Here is a 17,783-nt window from a genome sequence, read left to right as displayed (position 1 = left end):
CGGGGGCGGCTTCGGGTCACACGCTATGCCTTCACGGATGAAAGCCGAGTCGACTGCATCTTGCATTGCTGCACAGCCGCTCGCGATAGACGACGTCGATCATCCAGAGATCATTGCGCTCATCGATCGCAACGCATCTCTATCGGATGGCCATCGAGGTGTCGCTCGGGGGCAGTCGATGTTCTCCGCGCCTGCTGGAGCGGCGGGGCTCGCAGACGCTGAAATGTATTTTTATTCACGCGGCATGTCGTGGCGGCTCGGCCATCGCATGGAAGTGTTAGAAGATTCGTTGTCCGCGGTGCTTCGATCACGACGAGGTCGTCGTGTGAAGTCCGCAAATAAGAATACAGTTGCGCATTCGTCCGCATGGTATAGGATGCTGTCATCAGATGGAGGAGCACCCACGAACCATCGGACCCCTGCAGCCATGAAGAGAGCCTAGCGGCTCTCTCGCTTGCTCTGGTCTCATGATGCACCGGGAGATGCCCTGGAAGCAATCCAGGCGCTCGTGAGTCGCATGCTCGCATCCTGGCGAGCGCAGCGACGACCGAGGAGTGCAGCCGTGTCGTGCGGACGCCGAGCGTTGGCTCGGACCGCGCGGCGGCTGTTCAGCGCCCTGCTCGCGGGAGATGCGCCCAGGTGACCACGCGCTGGAGCATCGCGGCAACGCGGCTTGCGGGTTCCGTTTCGTGCTCCTTTCAGCGCTAGGGGCCAGCTGCCTCAGGGCAGCACCGAATCGACGCCATCGCGTCGCCCAGCGCGTCATCCGAGGGAACACCACACTCCAGGCTGAACGACGCGTGCCGCCATGGTGTTGCGGCTGCGTCCTGCCTTCGCCACAGGAAGAGCGCGATGAGTCGACTGAATCTGTTTGCCCCCGAGGTCCGAGAGAACCCGTACCCCTTCTACGCGGCGCTGCGCCGCGAGTCGCCCGTGTGTCAGGTGGACCCCAACGGGATGTGGGTGGTCACCCGGTATGATGACATCGTCGCGGCGTGCAAGAACACGCAGGTGTTCTCGTCCGCGGGGCTGCGCATGGCCACCGAGCCCCCGTTCCTGGGGCGTCAAAATCCCTTGTCCGGATCCATGATCCTCGCGGACCCGCCGCGGCACGGACAGCTGCGCAGCCTCAGCAGCCGCGCGTTCACCGCCAACATGGTGAGCACGCTGGAGCACCACATGCGATCCGTGGCCGTGCGGCTCACGGACGGCCTGGTGCAGCATCGTGTCGTCGAGTTCGTCTCCGAGTTCGCGAGCCGCGCGCAGGTCAGCGTCCTCGCCAAGTTGATCGGATTTGATCCAGGGCTGGAGGAGCACTTCAAGCGATGGGCGACTGACCTGGTCATCGTCGGCGTCATACCTCCAGAAGATCACGCGCGGATCGCCGAGGTGCGTAGGACCATCGATGAGATGGAGCAGTACATGCTGGGCCTACTCGCGAGCCGCCGGCGTCGGCTGGAGAACGACCTGGTAAGTGAGCTGATCCGGTCTCGGAGGGACGACGATGGGATCACGGACCAGGACCTCGTATCCCTCCTCTCCCTGCTCCTCGTGGCAGGGCTCGAAACGTCGACGTCGCTGATGACCCATATGGTCTTGATCCTCGCCCAGCGTCCGATGTGGATGGATCGCCTACGTGCGGAGCCGGCGCTCATCCCGCATTTCATAGAGGAGGTCCTGCGCTTCGAGGCGCCTGTGCACGCCACGATGCGACTGACCCTCACCGAGACGGAGCTCGGCGGTACGCGTCTGCCCGCCCACGCCGTGGTCGCGCTGCTCATCAGCTCGGGTCTGCGCGACGAGGCGAGGTTTCAGGAGCCGGACCGCTTCAACCCGGAGCGTGGCGATCAGGCCAACCTGGCATTCGGCCATGGTGCCCACTTCTGCCTCGGGGTCTTCCTGGCCCGGGTGCAGGCCCGCATTGTGCTGGAGGAGCTCCTGCGTCGGTGCCACCGCATCGTGCTTCGTACCGACCGTCTCGAGTGGCAAGCGGCTCTCAACACGCGCTCCCCGGTGGCGCTGCCCATCGAGGTGATCCCCGCCTCAGCGACCGCCGCGCGTGAGTCGCCGGTCGTCCAGGGGATCTGGTAGGACCATGCTCTCGTCGTGAGAATGTCTCTACTCCATGGAATCGTCTTGTGGCGGAGTTCGTCATGTCATCTGATCGAACCAGCGTTGTCGTCAGTAAGGGCGATGCTGGTGTATTCGAATATCCATTTGCTGCGTCGTGTCACCCCGGGCGAGAGGTCGCGGAGCAAAGGACCCTGGCGTGGGTTCGCCGGTTGCGTCTGGTGCCAGACGGTCGGTCGCTCTCGCGTCTCAAGGCGACGAACTTCTCCCAGCTGGCGGCGTGGCTTTTGCCGTCCGCAAGCACCGAGACGCTCCAGCTGGCATCGGACTTCACTGCCGCGCTGTTCCTCCTGGATGACGCGTACGACGAGGGACAGCTCAGCACGGACCCGGAGTCCGTCGAGTGTCTCAATGAAAAGTATCTGGGGGAGCTCTTCGGATACACCGAAGTGGACATGAGCGATCCCCTGACGCGCGGGATGCTCGATGTGCGTGAGCGCATCCGACGCAGCCATCCACACTTCTTCCTGAATCGATGGCTCTCGCACTTTCAGTACTACTACGAGGCCAACCTGTGGGAGGCAAATAACCGAAAGCAGATGAGGGTCCCGGACCTCGAAGAGTATTTGATGATGCGGCGCTACAGCGGAGCCGTCTATACCTACTGCGACCTGCTCGAGCTGCTGCTCGAACGGCCGCTGCCGCTCGAGGTCGTCCAGCATCCATTGATTCAGGCGGTTCGCGATATATGTAATGACATCCTCTGCTGGACGAACGACTACTTCTCGCTCGGGAAGGAGCTGAGCAACGGCGAGTCGCACAACCTGATCGTCGTCCTTCGGAACGAATGCGTGAGCACGCTGGGAGAGGCGGTCGACCGGCTCAAGCAGATGCACGATCGCCGGGTCGCGGAGTACCAAGGCGTGAAGGAGAAGGTGCTCGCGCTCTGGGCGGACGACGAGATCCGCCTCTACCTGGACGCGGCCGACGCCATGATCGCCGGGAACCAGCGCTGGGCTCTCGAAGCCGGTCGCTACTCTGGACTAGAAAGTTTGATCGTGCGCGCTGGATGAAGGCAAGGGAGTCCACCGGGCGCGTGGCGCTTGCGAGGGGCTCGCCCGGCGTCACGGGGCGCGTCGTGAGAAAGGGGGCTCCCTACGCGTGCAGTCTCGTCGCCGTCCGCCGCATCGCGTAGGCGATACCTGCCTTGAGATTGGAGCGGGTCTCTATCGAGCCGAGGTCGACGCCGAGCGCGACCAAGCTCTGCGCCACCGCAGGGCGGAGCCCCGTCAAAATAGCCTTGCTTCCGAGCAATCCCACCGCCTGGGCCAAGCTCATCAGCCTGCTCGCGACGCTTGTGTCCACGCTCTTGACCCCCGTGACGTCGACGATCACGACTTTGGCAGAGCTGGACGCGACCCCTTGCATCGCGGTTTCAATCATCTGCGCCGCCCGTCTTTCATCGATGGTTCCGATGATCGGCATCACCATGACCTGATCGGTGATCGGTATGCAGGGCGTTGATAGCTCGAAGAGCCGATCCCGCTGCGTCTGAATGATGGCTTCCTGCATCTGGACGCGCTCTTCCTGCAGCCGGACCCGCTCGCCCAGCTCCACCTGCAGCTGGTCGTTGACGTCGCGGAGCTGCTCGTTGGACAGCCGGAGCTCCTCCGTGCGCGCGGCTACCTCCTGCTCGAGCCTCTCATAGAGCTTTGCATTCTCGATGGAGATCGCGATCTGCGTCGAGAGGAGCTTCAGGAGATCGAGGCGGTTCTGCGTGAATACGCCGGTGGACAGGTTGTTCTCGAGGTAGAGCACGCCGACGAGCCGATTCTGCCGGATGATCGGAGCGCAGATGACCGACTTCGGGCGTATCTCTCGGATGTAAGGGTCGGCAGCGAATCTGGCCTCCTCCGTCGCATTGTCCAGCAGAATGGCCTTCTGGGTACGCTGCACGTAGCTGATGATCGAGAGCGGCGCTCTGCTGAACGAGACGACGGGCGCAGACTTGAGCACGTGAACTTGCTTCGGCTGAAAGGTCCCTTCCACCTCGACGAAGAGGGCATCGCCATGCGCGAGGGCCATCATGCCGGACTGCGCGCCGACGTTCTCGAGCACGATCGTCATGAGGTTTTCCAGGAGCCTCTCCAGGACGATCTCGCTCGCCACGGCCTGCGACGCCTTGACCACGCTGAGCAGATCCAGGACCGCGTCCTCGTGGGTGGAGGTCACCGTCACCGACGTCGATTGGTCTGGCCTCCCCTCGAGCCTCAGATGAGGGAACGCGGCGACGAGGCTCTGGCACTTCGCATCAGCGCCCCACAGAGCATAGCCCCGGTAGGCCATCGTCATGTAGTGCTGAGCGATCTCGCCCCGACCCATCCCTCGGTAGAACGACGACGCGAGCTCACACGCTAGCGCCTCTTCCTGGATGTATCCGTGCTGTCGAGCTCCCTCGATCGCGCGATCGTAGAGGGCCATCGCCTCGATCATCGAGCGCCCCACGCGGGCCAGCTCCGCGCTCACCAGGTCGTGCTTGTGCTGGCTGTTCTCCGGAGCGTGGTGTGCCCACATCCCCAGCTTCTGCTGGTTCGCGTCGACCTTGGCGAGCGCCGCGTCTTGCTCCTCCTTCGAGAGTCGATCGAAGGAAGCGAGGATCGAGAGCGAGCAATAGAAGTTCTGCTGCACGACGGTGGCAAAACCCACCGCGTCCTGGTACTCCTCTCCGGCGCGAAGGCAGTCGTATGCGAGCTTGGGCTCGCCGAAGAGGTAGAGCAACATGCCCTTCGCGAGGTGTAGGCAAAACAGGGATGTCCTGTTGTGCTCGAGACAAGGAATCATCGACGTCTCGTCGAAGCTCTCGCCGACCAGCCGCTGCTTATCGGAAGATGGATCTCGGAGGCTGCGCACGAGCTGCTTCCAGATCTTTACATAATACAGCGGATACTGCTGATTGAGCTTCAGCGCGAGCTCGATAGAATGCGTCATTCGTTGCTCGACCGTCTCCAGATCCTCCCCGGTAAATAAGGAGTAGGTGGGGTACTGACAGGAGCTGTATCCGGCATATTCGATGTCTCCTGTCTCCAGCCCGACCTGGACCGCGTGGCGCGCCGGCTCGATGGTCTCCTTCAGGTGCCGCTTCCAGTGATGGATCGCGATGTAATTGAGGGTATAGATCTTGGGCTCGAGCTCGATCGCCCCGAAGCGATGGGTGAGCTCGATCGCGAGCTGGCCCAGCGCGAACCCATGATCTATATTGTTCATCACGCTACACTGAATATGGCCATAGATCGCAAAGGCGTATGCCGCGGAAGGGGAGATCCCGTGCTGTACGCATATGTCCATCATGGTGAATGCGATCAGCGGAACGAAGTGGGGCTTTGTCAGGACAGCCGCTGGAAAAGCAGAGACGAGGATCCGGTTCGCGGCGAGCATCCGCCGATCGGCGAGCACCGGCCGCTCCGCCAGGTGAGGTATGTCGATGTCGGCGGGCGGCGCCTGGCAGAGCGGTACCTCCAGCATGGCAAGCACAGCCAGGGCGATGTCGAGAGCATCCGCCAGTCGATGCTGCGACATGTAAAATTGAATGCGCGTCTCGTAGACCCGGATCTTCTCCAGTACGTCCCTTGCATGGTCCACGACGATCTTCGCGCACGCCTCGGCGCGGTCGAAGTTGATCGTCAGGTACTCCAGCTCGACGAGATCCGTGTAGATCGTGAGCGACAGCTCGTGGTTCGTCTCCCACGAGTCCTCGGGCAAGAACGCCGCGGCCGCGCGGAGGCACTGCACCCCGGGGCCATACGCCGTGGAGCGCCTCGCCTTCTGCCCGGCCCTCAGGTTGAGCGTCGCGGCCTCCTCGCGCTCGCGCCTGTCCACGATCATCTCTGCCCCCATGTTGAGGTGCATCACGATGTCGTAGATCCGGTCCTCGACGGACGCGGGAGGGCTCTCCCGTAGTATCAGCCGCCCCAGCTCCAGGTGGATCCGCTTCTGCTCCCCCTCAGGGAGCAGCTTGTAGGCCGCCTGCTGCACGCGGTCGTGGAGGAACTTGAACGTGACCGCCTCCTCGTCCGCGTCGTCGAGGAAGCGCGCGATCCCGTACTCACCGTCGACGGGCACGACGAGCCCTGTGTCCAGCGCGCCCCAGAGGTCCTCGTCGGTCGCGCGCCGGTTCTTCTGGTGGATGAGGGCGAGCATCCTCAGATCGAACTGGTTGCCGATGCACGCGGCGAGCTTCAAGACCCGCTGCGTCGCCTCACCCAGGCCCTGTATCCGGCGGACCATCAGGTCGACGACGTTGTCCGCGACCTCCATCCGCTGGATGTCGGCGATGTTCCATCGCCAGGCGCCCGTCTCCGAGCTGAAGCGCAGGTGGCCTTCGCGGCAGACGCTCTCGAGGTACTGGATGGTGAAGAACGGGTTCCCGTGCGTCTTGGCGAAGATGACGCCCGAGAGCTCGCGACACTCCTCCCGAGGCGCGTCGAGCGTGTCCGACACGAGCTGGTTGACGTGATCGGGCCCGAGCGGCGTCAGCGTGATCGTGCGCACGCGGGCCTCGCTCTTCCGGAGCGCGCCCAGCGTCATCGTCAGCGGGTGGGCGTCGTCGACCTCGTTGTCCCGGTACGACCCGATCAGCAAGAGATGGCGGATGTCCGGGTCCTCCAGGAGCACGCTGAGGAGGTTCAAGGACCCCGTGTCGGCCCACTGGAGATCGTCGAGGAACAGCACGAGCGCCCGCGTCTTCAGCGCGATCGCGCCGATGAAGTTCCGGAACGTCAGGTTGAAGCGGTTCCGCGTCTCCATCGAGCCCAGCGCCGGGACGGGCGGCTGCTCGCCGATGATGAGCTCGATCTCCGGGATCACCTCGGCGATGACCCGCCCGTTCGGAGAGACCGCCGCGAGGATCCTGGCCCTCCAGTCGGCGAGCTCATTCCTGCTCTCGGTCAGGATCTGCCGGACGACCTCCCGCAGCGCCGCGAGCACGGCCGCGTACGGGACGTTGCGCGTGAACTGGTCGAACTTCCCGGCGGCGAAGTAGCCCGCCTCCTTCGCGATCGGCTTGTGGATCTCGTTGACGACCGCCGACTTGCCCACGCCGGAGTAACCGGCCACGAGCACGAGCTCCGAGCGGCCACCCGCCGCCGCCTCCGGACCCGACCCGCTGATGTCCCTGAAGGCCGCCATCAACGCGCCGACCTCGCCCTGCCGGCCATAGAGCTTCTGCGAGATCTGGAGCCGCGTGGGCTTGTCCCTCCTCCCCGGCACGAAGTCCGCCACCGGGGCTCCGTGCTCCAGCATGTCGAGGCAGGCCGTCAGATCGGCCTTCAGGCCGAAGGTGCTCTGATACCGCTCCTCCGCCGTCTTCGAGAGCAGCTTCATGATCACCCGGGAGAGCGCCTCCGGGATCGCCGGCCGGATCAGGTGCGGCGCGACAGGCGTCTTCGCGATGTGATGGTGCACGAGCTCCAGCGGATCCGTCGTCTCGAACGGGAGGCGCCGCGTCGTGAGCTCGTAGAGCGTGACCCCGAGCGAGTAATAGTCCGAGCGGAAGTCGATCGACCGGTTCATCCGGCCCGTCTGCTCGGGCGAGATGTACTGCAGCGTACCCTCGCCGACCGACCAGGGGTCGACGACCGCCGCGCGCTCCCCGGGCAGGAGCGAGGCGATGGAGAAGTCCGTGAGCTTCGACGTGCGCACGTCGCTGTCGACGATGATGTTGCTCGGCTTGATGTCCTTGTGGACGATGTTCCGCTCATGGATCGCCCCGAGCGTGTCCGCGAGCTGGAGCGCTATCCTCACCGCCTGCGCCAGCCCGACGCCCTGCCCGTTGCCGTCGATGATCGCCCGCAGCGAGCGGCCGGCGAAGTACTCCATGACGAGCGCGGCGTAATCGAGCCGGACCTCGAGCTCGTGGACCCGCACGACCCCATCGAGGTCGAGGTGCTTCGTGATCTCGTACTGGCGCTTCAGGATCGCCACGTTGCGGGTGCCATTGACGCCCTTGCGCGCGACCTTGATGACGCACATCTTGCCCGTGCTCTTCCTCCGGCCGAGATAGACGCTGCTGCGAGCACCATCGTGCAGCGTCTCGAGCAACTCGTGATTCAACAGCTCCACCATGACGGCGACCCCCCTGGAGTGACAGGGCTATTTACCCAGCGCGGCGTTCAGTCGGTATCTCGGTCCGTGTCAAGCCGCAGCCCCCCGCTTCACGGCAGCTCCTCGGGCGCTGAACTCAAGGAAGGCGAGAGGCGGCCGCGCGATCCGCCGGGGCAGCAAACATGCTCGGCGGGGCGCATCGCCCTACGCAATCGAAACGGACGGGTTGTGTCAAGGTCGAACCGCCGCGGCGCCGCGCGCGGATCGAGCGCTCCTGGCGGGCTCCGCCGCCGAGACGCCGCGCGTCAGGCGAGCGAAGCACGACTCGGCTCGAGGGTCAGGAGCAAATGCGACACAGCGTCGCCTCGTCGCCCGGACTCACGGCGCTCCGTGGCGAAGAGGGCCGTCGGAAGCGCATCACGCGATGACGCCACGAGGACGGGCGCCACAGTCCATTGGGCGCACGCGCGTGCCGGGAACGGGGAACGGCCAACGTGCGCCAGACAAGGAGGGATTCCCTTAGGGAATTGCCTGATGCGCGGCGCGTCTCGAGGCGGTAAGCCATTGAAATGAGAGGCGATTGGTCCCTGGGAGAGAGGTAGGGAGACGCCTGACCGATTGATCGTTGCGATGTTGTCCCGACAACATGCGTCGCCCGGCGGGCGACAACGTGAATCGGGTGGGTCACGTGGGTCGGGTGGGTCCGTCGACGGGGCGTGGCTCGCTGTCGAGGCTCCCCGCCTGGCGGCGCCCCCGAGCGCGCCGCGGCGCCGGTCTGCCGGTCCGGAGCAGGCCACGGATCCCGCCCGTTGTGGGATACGCAGGCGTCGCGTGAGCCGATGTGGGGCGCGGCGCCCCGCCGGCGCTACTTCCCGGCGGCCGCCTCGGAGCCGGGCCGCCGCGGCTCGCGCGCGCCGGCGAACGCGGCGCCCTCGCGGCCGATCGACGGCGCGTCGGCGATGTGCCCGCGGTCGTCGAGGGTGTGGCCCATGGCGCCGAGCGCGCTCCTCAGCTCGTCGGAGAAGCCGCCCTTCTCGACGAACAGCTTGTCGGGGTAGTCCTGCTGGTGGAAGCGCGGCGCGTTGACCCCCGTGGTCACGTCGAAGCCGAAGTCGACCACGTTCGAGAGGATCTGGAACACCGCAGTGAGGATCGTCGGGCCGCCGGCGGCGCCGAGCACGAGCTCCACGCGCCCGTCCTTCCCCGTCACGATCGTCGGCGACATCGACGAGAGCATGCGCTTGCCGGGAGCGATCGAGTTGGCCTCCCCCTGCACCAGGCCGAACTGGTTCGGGGTGCCGGGCACGACGGCGAAGTCATCCATCTCGTTGTTCAGCACGAAGCCGGCGCCGGTCACCGTCACCCCCGAGCCGTACCAGCCGTTCAGCGTCGTGGTCAGCGCGACGGCGTTGCCCTGCGCGTCGACCACCGAGAAATGCGTCGTGTGCGGGCCGCGCCCGCCCGAGTCCTTGACCGCCGCGCCGCGGGCGAGCTCGTCCGTAGGCGTCGCGCGGTCGGCCGCGATCGTGGCGCGCTGCTTCTCGGCCCACGCGACCGAGAGCAGCTCCTCCACCGGGTTCTTCACGAAATCGGGATCCCCGAGGACCTCGTTGCGCGCGAGGAACACCCGCCGCATCACCTCGGCGACCACGTGCACGTGCGACGGCGAGTGCCAGCCGAGCCTGGCGACGTCGAGCCCGTCCAGCTGGTGCGCGATCATCGCGAGGGCGAGGCCGCCCGACGACGGGAGCGGCATCGATGCGACGCGGCGCCCGCGGTACTCGAAGACGACGGGCTCGCGCCACTTCGCCTTGTAGCCCTTGAGGTCCGCGGCCGTGATGATGCCCTTGCCCCGCCGCATCTCGGCCACGAAGAGCTCGGCGGTCTTGCCCTCGTAAAAGCCCGCGGGCCCCTTCTCCGCGATGCGATCGAGCGTCGCCGCGAGCTCGGGCGATTTCCACGTGGCGCCGATCTCGATGGGGGCGCCGCCCGGCAGGAACAGCGCGACCGACGCCGGGAAGCGCTTGAGCTTGCCCGACGCGGCCTTGACCGTCGTCGCGAAGTTCTCGTCGACCGGGAAGCCCTCCTTCGCGAGCCGGATCGCGGGCGCGACGAGCTCGGCCCAGGTCTTCTTCTTGGAGCCGAGCTTGTCGTACGCTTCCCAGAGCCCCGCCACGCTGCCGGGCACGCCGACCGCGAGGTGGCCGACGCGCGCGCTCTCCGTGGCCTTGCCGTCCTTGCCCCGGTACATGTCGTGGGTCGCCTTGCCCGGCGCGGTCTCGCGGAAGTCGAGCGCGTGCTCCTTGTCGCCGACGCGCGCGACCATGAACCCGCCGCCGCCGAGGTTGCCGGCCGTCGGGTGCACCACGGCCAGCGCGAACGCCGTCGCGACCGCCGCGTCGACGGCGTTGCCGCCCGAGGCGAGGACCTCCGCGCCCACCTTCGTGGCGAGGCCGGCGTCGCTCGTGACCATCGAGGGGCCCCGGACCGGCGGCGCGCCCTCGGGGTAAGGCCACCCGGCGGGGAACCGCGACGCCGGCGTGGCCGGCGCGGGCGCGGGCGCGGGCGCCGAGGCCGGGGCGGCGCTCGGCGACGGGGGCGGGGGCGGCGCGGGCGGAGGCGGCGGGACGGCGGCCTCGCAGCCCGCGAGGAGGACGACGGCGAGCAATCGATGCCAGGCGCGGAGCTTCATCGCGGCGGCTTATAGCCCAGGCCCCGCGCCGCTCGAAGGCCGGAGGCGCGACCGCGCGAGCGCGGCCGGAGGGTTCTCCACGGGGATCCGTCACAGCTGTTCGGGCATCTGCTGATCAGCTGTACCGCTCTCTGGCGAACGAGAGAGCGACGCGCCGTACAGGGCGCGTGGAGCATGGGCTCGTACCGAGGCGCCCGGGGACGCCTCCCGGCGCCGCGAAGTGATCGGTCTTGGTCGTTGGCTTGGGGGCTTCGCCCCGCTTGGGTATGATCGGCCCCGGATGTTTCCGACGGAGCCCGCTCCCGAGACGATTGGGGCCTACAAGATTCTCCGGCGCCTGTCCGGTTCTGGGCCTACCAGCGTCTATCTCGGGCGACTGGATGGGCCGCTCGGGTTTCGCCGCGTCTGCGTGCTGAAGCTCGTCCCGAACACCGCCGAGGGTGACCCGCGCTTCGCCGACGAGCTCGCCCGCGAGGCGTCGATCTGCGCGACGATGAACCACCCGGCGATCGTGCGGATGTTCGACTTCTTCGAGCACGCCGGCCGGCTCGTCCTCGTGCTCGAGCACGTCGAGGGCGTGAACCTCAATCGGCTGCACCAGCACCTCGCGTCGCGGCAGCAGAAGCTCGCCGACGCGGCGGTCTACTACCTGGTCCACTGCATCGCCGGGGCGCTCGCGCACGCGCACGGGTCCGTCGACGAGCACGGCAGCCCCACGCCGATCATCCATCGCAACCTCCACCCGGAGAACATCGTGATCGGGTGGGACGGGCAGGTGCGGCTGACGGGGTTCGGCATCGGCAAGATCCTCGGGCGCACGCCGGATACGATCGCGGGCGTGGTCAAGGGCGCGCCGGGCTACATGGCGCCCGAGCAGGCGCGCGCCGAGCGCGTCACGGTGAAGGCCGATATCTATGGCGTGGGGCTCTTGCTCTGGTCGTTGCTCACGGGGCGGCGGCCGCCCGCGGACGGCACGCGACCGCAGGCGATCGCCACGATCCGGCCGGAGATCCCGCGCCCGATCGTGGCGCTGCTCGACACGGCCCTCGCGCCGGCGCCCGACGATCGGAAGATCACCGTCCACGAGATCGAGCAGGCGCTCGCGAAGGTCGCTCGCCCGGAGAAGGGGAAGGCCGAGCTCGTGACGCGCGTGCAATCGGCGCACGCGACGATCGAGATCGAGGACGCGGATCACGAGGAGGACCGGCGGCCGACGATCCCGGTCAAGGGCAAGGGAGGTCAGACCGCGAGGCCCGCGGCGGACGCGGCGAAGCGGCTCGCGAAGGATCTCTTCGCCAGGGATCAGGCGGCCAGGGACGGCGGCGCCGCGAGGCTGCGGACTCCCGGCGCGCAGGCGAAGACCGCGCCTCCCTCGGCGGGGGCGTCCGAGGCGCTGATCGGGTCGGCGCGGCAGGACGGCAAGGCGTCGATCGGCGCGCCCGAGCCGATCACGATCCCGGTGCCGGCGGCGTCCGAGGTGAGGGGCGACGGCGCGAAGGGCATCGACGGACGAAGGCCCGCGCTGCCGGATCGCGAGACGTTCGGCCGCCTGTTCGAGGCGTCGAAGCGCGCGGCGGAGCGCGACGCGGCGGCGGCCGACGAGGGGCCGCAGGAGGGCGGGCCGCCGACGCTGACCGAGGTCGATCCGATATTCGAGGAGGACGGCACGACGATGCCTGGCACGGGCGCGGAGGTGGCCCGCTTCGTGCCGACCACCTCGGTGATCCCGGAGGCGATCCGCTTCGGTCCGCCGCCGGCCCTCCCGGCGGATCTCGCGCCCGCGTTCCTGGGGGCGCCGCCCAAGCCGCCTTCCGGCTCGCCGGTGACCCCCTCTGGCGTGACCGTGCCCATGGGCGCAACGGGCCTGACGCCGTCCGGGGTGACGGTGCCGCTGGACGGCTCATCGGGCCTGACGCCGCCCGGGGGCGTGCCGTACCCGAGGCCGAGCGCGGAGGGCCGCGGCGGCTCTCCGGTGGAGTCGTCGCCCCCGGCCGGCGCGTCGTCGCGGCGCCCGCGGCTGGCTGCGCTGGCATGGCAAGCGCCGCGTTCGCTGTCGCCCGCCGGGACGATCGCGGTGTCGGCGATCACGGCGACGGTGGTGGCGGGGCTCTGGATCTACGTGGCGCGGCGGGATCCGCCCGAGCCGGCTGTCGCGGTGGACCTGGCGCCCGCGATCGTCGAGCCCGTCGCCGCGGCGACGTCCGCGGCGAGCGAGTCGCCCCCCATGAAGAAGGCTCCGGCCGGGAAGGCGCAGGCGGCGAAGACGCTCTCAGCCAAGGAGGCGGCAGCGGCGAAGGAGGCCGCGGCGAAGGAGGCGGCGGCGAAGGAGGCCGCGGCGGCGAAGGAGGCCGCGGCGAAGGAGGCCGCGGCGGCGAAGGAGGCCGCGGCGAAGGAGGCCGCGGCGAAGGAGGCCGCGGCCAAGGAGGCCGCGGCGGCGAAGGAGGCCGCGGCGAAGGAGGCCGCGGCGGCGAAGGAGGCCGCGGCGAAGGAGGCCGCGAGCCAGGCGCGGCAGGGGGGCAATCCTGCGTCGCTGCCCAAGGATCAGGGCCTGCTCACGGTGGGGTTTCCGCAGCCGGGGAGCGTCTACATGACCGGCAAGTACGCGGGGGATGTGAACCAGGCGCTGGCCGTGCGCTGCGGCCGCTTCTTCGTGCGCGTCGGCCGGGCCGGGAAGACGAAGTTCCCCGAGTGGCTCAGCGCGGGTGTGACAGCGCAGGTGCCGTGCCAGGGGGCCACGAGCATCGATATCAAGCCGAGCGCACCGCCGAAGGCGAAGAAGAAGCGGTAGCCCGGGGCTCGGCGCCCAGAGGCCGCCTCGGCGCGGCGGCCGGAGCCATCTGCCCTCTGCGGCGATGGCGTGATGGCGCGATGGCCGCGCGCTGCGCCCCTATTTCATACAGACCGCCTCCAGGTTGTTGCCGTCGGGATCGTGCAGGAAAGCCGCGTAATACGTCGGGCCGTACTCCGCGCGCACGCCGGGGCGCGCGCCGCTCAGGCGGCGTCGATCGTCCTGAGCAGGGCGTCGAGCTCGAACGGCTTGCTGAGCACCTCGCGCGCGTGCGCCGGCATCGGCTGCTTGATGTTCGACGCCGCGGTCATGATGACGACGGGGATCTCCTCCAGCGCGGGGACCGCGCAGAGCTCGTCGCACACCTTCCAGCCGTTCATCTTCGGCATCATCAGGTCGAGCAGGATCACTCCGGGCCGCTCGCCGTCGAGGAGCCGCTCGAGCGCCTCTCGCCCGCTGAAGAAAGGCGTCGCCTCATAACCGAGGTCGCGCAGCGTCTCGGCCAGGGTCGTCGCCAGATCCACGTCGTCATCGATGATCAGGATAGACTTGCTCATGTGGGAAGAGGGCGTTCGCTGGTGAATGCGGGGCCGGCGTCGAGGCCGCTCGGCGCGGAGGTGCGGCCTCGCAGCCCCGAGATTGCATGGGCTCCCATTGCATTTGCTAGTAGGACGCCGCGCGGCCGCAAGGAGAAACGCGGCAGAGTCAGGCGCATGCGCTCGCATTGCGCGCTTGCCCGGCTGCTCAGCGCGGAGCACGTCGCGTGCGTGCGTCGACCCGCGGCCTTGCTCTATGCTGCGACGCCATGCTGGACACGCGGGAGTTGCCGCTGCTCCGGGCCCTCGCGGCCCGGTACCCGACGACCGAGGCCGCGCTCTCGGAGATCGGCCATCTGCGGGCGATCCTGTCGCTCCCGAAGGGGACGGTGCACGTGGTCAGCGACGTCCACGGCGAGCACAGGAAGCTGAAGCACATCATCAACAACGCTTCGGGGAGCCTGCGGCCGCTGGTCGAGCGGGTCTTCGGCGACCGGCTCACGGCGGCCGAGAAGCGCGCGCTGCTCTCGGTCGTTTACTATCCTCGCGAGAGCCATGCCCGCGTCGCGTCCCGCGGCGAGGGGGAGCGGCGGGACTTCCTGTTCTGGACGCTCGCGCGCCAGATCGAGGTCATCCGCCAGCTGTCGCTGCGCTACACGCTCCGCCAGGTGGAGGCGGCGTTCCCGGAGGACATGCGGGGCCTGCTCCGCGAGCTCGTGTCGGCGCGCGCCACCCTCGGCGAGGGCGGCTACCTCGACGCGCTCATCGATCCGTTCGTGCAGCACGGCCGCGAGATCGAGATCTTGCGCGCCACGGCGCGCGCCATCCGGAACCTGACCGTCTTCGAGCTCGTGGTGGCCGGCGATCTCGGCGATCGCGGTCCCCGCCTCGACAAGGTGATCGAGTACCTGATGCGCCAGCCGCGCGTGCGGGTCGTGTGGGGCAACCACGACGTGAGCTGGATGGGCGCGAGCCTCGGCCAGGAGGCGCTCATCGCCACGGTCGTCCGGCTCTCGCTGCGGTACGGGCGCCTGTCGCAGCTGGAAGAGGGCTTTGGCATCTCCGTGGCGCCGCTCGATCGGCTCGCGCGCACGGCCTACGCCGACGATCCGGCGGAGCGCTTCGCGGTCCGCGGCGAGGGCCTGCGCGACGCCCTCCTGATGGCGCGGATGCAGAAGGCCGCGGCCGTCCTGCAGTTCAAGCTGGAGGGGCAGCTCTGCCGGCGCCGCCCGGAGTACGCGCTCGAGCACCGCTGCCTGCTCCATCGCATCGACGCGCGCGCGGGCACGGTCGCGATCGACGGCGAGGTGTTCCCGCTGCTCGACGCGCGCTTCCCGACGCTCGAGCCCGGCGATCCGTACGCGCTGACGCCGGACGAGGCGGCGTGCGTCACCCTTCTGAAGGAGTCTTTCCTGAGGAGCCCGGCGCTGTCCCGCCAGATGCGCTGGATGGTGCAGCAGGGGACGACGTGGCTCAGGCGCGATCGGGCGCTCATCTTCCACGGCTGTGTCCCGGTGGACGGCGAGGGAGAGCTCCTTCCTTTCGTGGTGGACGGCGAGGTTCGCCGCGGCAGGGCGCTGTTCGACGCGCTGGAGCGAACGGTGCGCCGGGCCTTCCGGGCGGGCGCGCAGGAGGACGTCGACATGCTCTGGTACCTCTGGACCGGGCCGCTCTCGCCCATGTTCGGCAAGGACCGGATGACGACGTTCGAGTCGTATTTCGTCGCCGACGAGAGGACGCACAGGGAGACGAAGAACCCTTATTTCCACCTGATCCACGGCGCCGCGTTCTGCGGCCGGGTGTGCCGCGAGTTCGGTGTGGACGAGGAGCGCGGGCTCATCGTGAACGGGCACGTGCCGGTCCGGGTCGAGCAAGGGGAGTCGCCGATCAAGGCGTCGCGCCGCGCGGTGACGATCGACGGGGCGTTCTCGGAGGCGTACGGCGACAAGGGGTACACGCTCGTGCTCGAGGCGAGCGGGGCGCGCCTCGCGCAGCACCACCATTTCACGTCGGTCGAGCAGGCCGTGGAGGCGGGGGAGGACATCATCCCCGTGATCTCGGACGTGGAGGTCTACGAGGCCGAGCGCCGGGTGGGAGACACCGAGAAGGGGGAGGAGCTCGAGCGGGAGATCGAGATCCTGGAGCGGCTCATCGACGCGTATCGAGACGGAGCGCTCCTGGAGCAGCCGAGGTGACGTGAGGCGCGGCGGGGACCGGGCCTCCTCGGATCAGTCGAGCTGACCGTCCAGGATCCAGTCCTCGAGGGTCTTCTGCTCCTCCGCGGTCAGGCAGGCAGAATTCGCGGCGTCGAGCGCCGGGTCGCCGGTGCATCCGCGGTTGCGCGGCATGCGGGTGGCTGAGTCGAGGCCGTGGATGCGGATGATGGTGCATCCCCCCTGCGTCCTCGGAACTTCACCCGCGTCCACGGCGCACTGCTCCGAGCTCGAGGCAAGCTGCGAGGACTCGTAGGTGATGGCGAAGCCGCTGGCCGGCGCGGGATCCGTGCGGGTGTGGCAGGGCGAGCACTTCGCCAGCAGGATCGGCTCCACGTCGGCCCACCGTACGGGCTCGCCGTCATCGCCGCCCGCGCCGCCGGTGCCGGGAGCGCCGCCTGCGCCGCCCTCGCCGCCTGTGCCGGGAGCGCCGCCTGCGCCGCCCTCGCCGCCTGTGCCGGGAGCGCCGCCTGCGCCGCCCTCGCCGCCTGTGCCGGGAGCGCCGCCTGCGCCGCCCTCGCCGCCTGTGCCGGGAGCGCCGCCTGCGCCGCCCTCGCCGCCTGTGCCGGGAGCGCCGCCTGCGCCGCCCTCGCCGCCTGTGCCGGGAGCGCCGCCTGCGCCGCCCTCGCCGCCGGTGCCGCTGGTGGTGCCGCCGCCAGTTCCTGCGCTGGTGCTGGTGGAGGTGCCGCCGCCGGCCTCACCGCCTGCGCCGCCTGCGCCAAAGCTGACCTCGTCGTCACCGCACGCGGCGAGCGCGAGGAGCAGCGTACCGGTGGTCATGAAGAGACGAATGGAAGTGCGCGGGATAGAGACCATGCGCGGAGAATAGGCACGTGCAGTCTCGCGGGTAAATGCTGCCGCGCAGGCGTCACGATTCTATCATTGTTCCCTTGGCGGAATATGCTTCCGCTGAATCGCGACGGTAGACGCTTCGGCTCGCCCGTCGGCCCGTGCTGCGTGAGCCCATGGCTCTGTCCGCTGACCCCGCTGCGTTGACCGCGCCGATCGCGCCGCACCCCGCTGGAATCAGCATTGCGGGGGGTCGACCGCGCGAGGGCGGGCTCGACGAGCTGGCGCTTGCGCGCGGCGTGGTGCCGCCGTTGCCTCGTATCCCCGTGGTGCCACGGCTCATGATAGCTGTTCACCGTCCTCTTCATGATGGAGCGCTGAGCGCCGACTCCCTCGACAACCGACGAAACGCAGCCAACGTCAACCGCGCTGAGCGTCTCTCGTCATCGCGCGGACACCTGCGCTCCTCCCTGTCCCCTCGCGCGGCCTCTCGATCCTCGGATCGGAGATGATGTGCTCGACCCCGGTGCGCCCGCATCCATCGATGAGCCCGTCGCGTCCTCGCTCGTGCACGGGTTGTCGCGTTATGCCACGGG

General features: G+C 68.5%; 8 protein-coding genes and 1 pseudogene. 4 read left to right on the top strand and 5 right to left on the bottom strand.

Translation table 11 applies throughout. The features are described from left to right. Positions 1 to 957 precede the first annotated feature (957 nt). Positions 958 to 2,091, top strand: coding sequence for a cytochrome P450 (locus ACSRUE_RS05660; protein ID WP_441290119.1), 1,134 nt, complete (start codon positions 958 to 960; stop codon positions 2,089 to 2,091). Between the two features lie 47 nt (positions 2,092 to 2,138). Next, on the top strand, positions 2,139 to 3,143 hold the full coding sequence (locus ACSRUE_RS05655; protein ID WP_441290118.1) for a terpene synthase family protein: 1,005 nt from the start codon (positions 2,139 to 2,141) through the stop codon (positions 3,141 to 3,143). Positions 3,144 to 3,225: 82 nt separating this feature from the next. Here ACSRUE_RS05655 and ACSRUE_RS05650 read toward each other — a convergent pair whose 3' ends face one another. Continuing rightward, the gene (locus ACSRUE_RS05650) at positions 3,226 to 8,190 is read right to left on the bottom strand and encodes an AAA family ATPase (protein WP_441290117.1); all 4,965 of its coding nucleotides are present in this window, start codon (positions 8,188 to 8,190) and stop codon (positions 3,226 to 3,228) included. 844 nt (positions 8,191 to 9,034) lie between these two features. Beyond that, positions 9,035 to 10,861 carry a gamma-glutamyltransferase gene (ggt, locus tag ACSRUE_RS05645; protein ID WP_441290116.1) on the bottom strand — a complete coding sequence of 609 codons (1,827 nt, stop codon included), beginning with the start codon at positions 10,859 to 10,861 and terminating at the stop codon, positions 9,035 to 9,037. Between the two features lie 280 nt (positions 10,862 to 11,141). Here ggt and ACSRUE_RS05640 point away from each other — a divergent pair, with 280 nt between their 5' ends. Further along, the gene (locus ACSRUE_RS05640; protein WP_441290115.1) at positions 11,142 to 13,649 is read left to right on the top strand and encodes a protein kinase domain-containing protein; all 2,508 of its coding nucleotides are present in this window, start codon (positions 11,142 to 11,144) and stop codon (positions 13,647 to 13,649) included. Between the two features lie 99 nt (positions 13,650 to 13,748). Here the strand turns inward: ACSRUE_RS05640 and ACSRUE_RS05635 are convergent. Together ACSRUE_RS05635 and ACSRUE_RS05630 are read right to left on the bottom strand one after the other, a co-directional pair. Then, positions 13,749 to 13,838, bottom strand: a pseudogene (locus ACSRUE_RS05635) (VOC family protein); the annotation flags it as partial. Between the two features lie 14 nt (positions 13,839 to 13,852). After that, a complete protein-coding gene (locus ACSRUE_RS05630; RefSeq protein ID WP_437763003.1) occupies positions 13,853 to 14,206 on the bottom strand; it encodes a response regulator in 354 nt (117 codons plus the stop codon). Between the two features lie 248 nt (positions 14,207 to 14,454). Between ACSRUE_RS05630 and ACSRUE_RS05625 the strand changes: the two genes are divergently transcribed. Beyond that, positions 14,455 to 16,380, top strand: coding sequence for a fructose-bisphosphatase class III (locus ACSRUE_RS05625; protein ID WP_441290114.1), 1,926 nt, complete (start codon positions 14,455 to 14,457; stop codon positions 16,378 to 16,380). Positions 16,381 to 16,413: 33 nt separating this feature from the next. On the opposite strand, the gene ACSRUE_RS05620 is transcribed toward ACSRUE_RS05625, so the two are convergent. Continuing rightward, complete coding sequence (locus ACSRUE_RS05620; RefSeq protein ID WP_441290113.1) at positions 16,414 to 17,178, bottom strand: hypothetical protein; 765 nt, start codon at positions 17,176 to 17,178, stop codon at positions 16,414 to 16,416. Positions 17,179 to 17,783: the final 605 nt, after the last annotated feature.

Origin of the sequence: Sorangium sp. KYC3313, from assembly GCF_052075895.1 — a bacterium.
In the GTDB taxonomy this organism is placed as follows: domain Bacteria; phylum Myxococcota_A; class Polyangia; order Polyangiales; family Polyangiaceae; genus Sorangium; species Sorangium cellulosum_B.
This window is presented reverse-complemented; position numbering and strand designations above follow the sequence as displayed.

Bases quoted from the DNA above. Each gene is read 5' to 3' on its own strand.
- ACSRUE_RS05660 (WP_441290119.1), top strand. From the start codon at position 958: ATGTGGGTGGTCACCCGGTATGATGACATCGTCGCGGCGTGCAAGAAC.
- ACSRUE_RS05650 (WP_441290117.1), bottom strand. From the start codon at position 8,190: ATGGTGGAGCTGTTGAATCACGAGTTGCTCGAGACGCTGCACGATGGT.
- ggt (WP_441290116.1), bottom strand. From the start codon at position 10,861: ATGAAGCTCCGCGCCTGGCATCGATTGCTCGCCGTCGTCCTCCTCGCG.
- ACSRUE_RS05640 (WP_441290115.1), top strand. From the start codon at position 11,142: ATGTTTCCGACGGAGCCCGCTCCCGAGACGATTGGGGCCTACAAGATT.
- ACSRUE_RS05630 (WP_437763003.1), bottom strand. From the start codon at position 14,206: ATGAGCAAGTCTATCCTGATCATCGATGACGACGTGGATCTGGCGACG.
- ACSRUE_RS05625 (WP_441290114.1), top strand. From the start codon at position 14,455: ATGCTGGACACGCGGGAGTTGCCGCTGCTCCGGGCCCTCGCGGCCCGG.
- ACSRUE_RS05620 (WP_441290113.1), bottom strand. From the start codon at position 17,178: ATGACCACCGGTACGCTGCTCCTCGCGCTCGCCGCGTGCGGTGACGAC.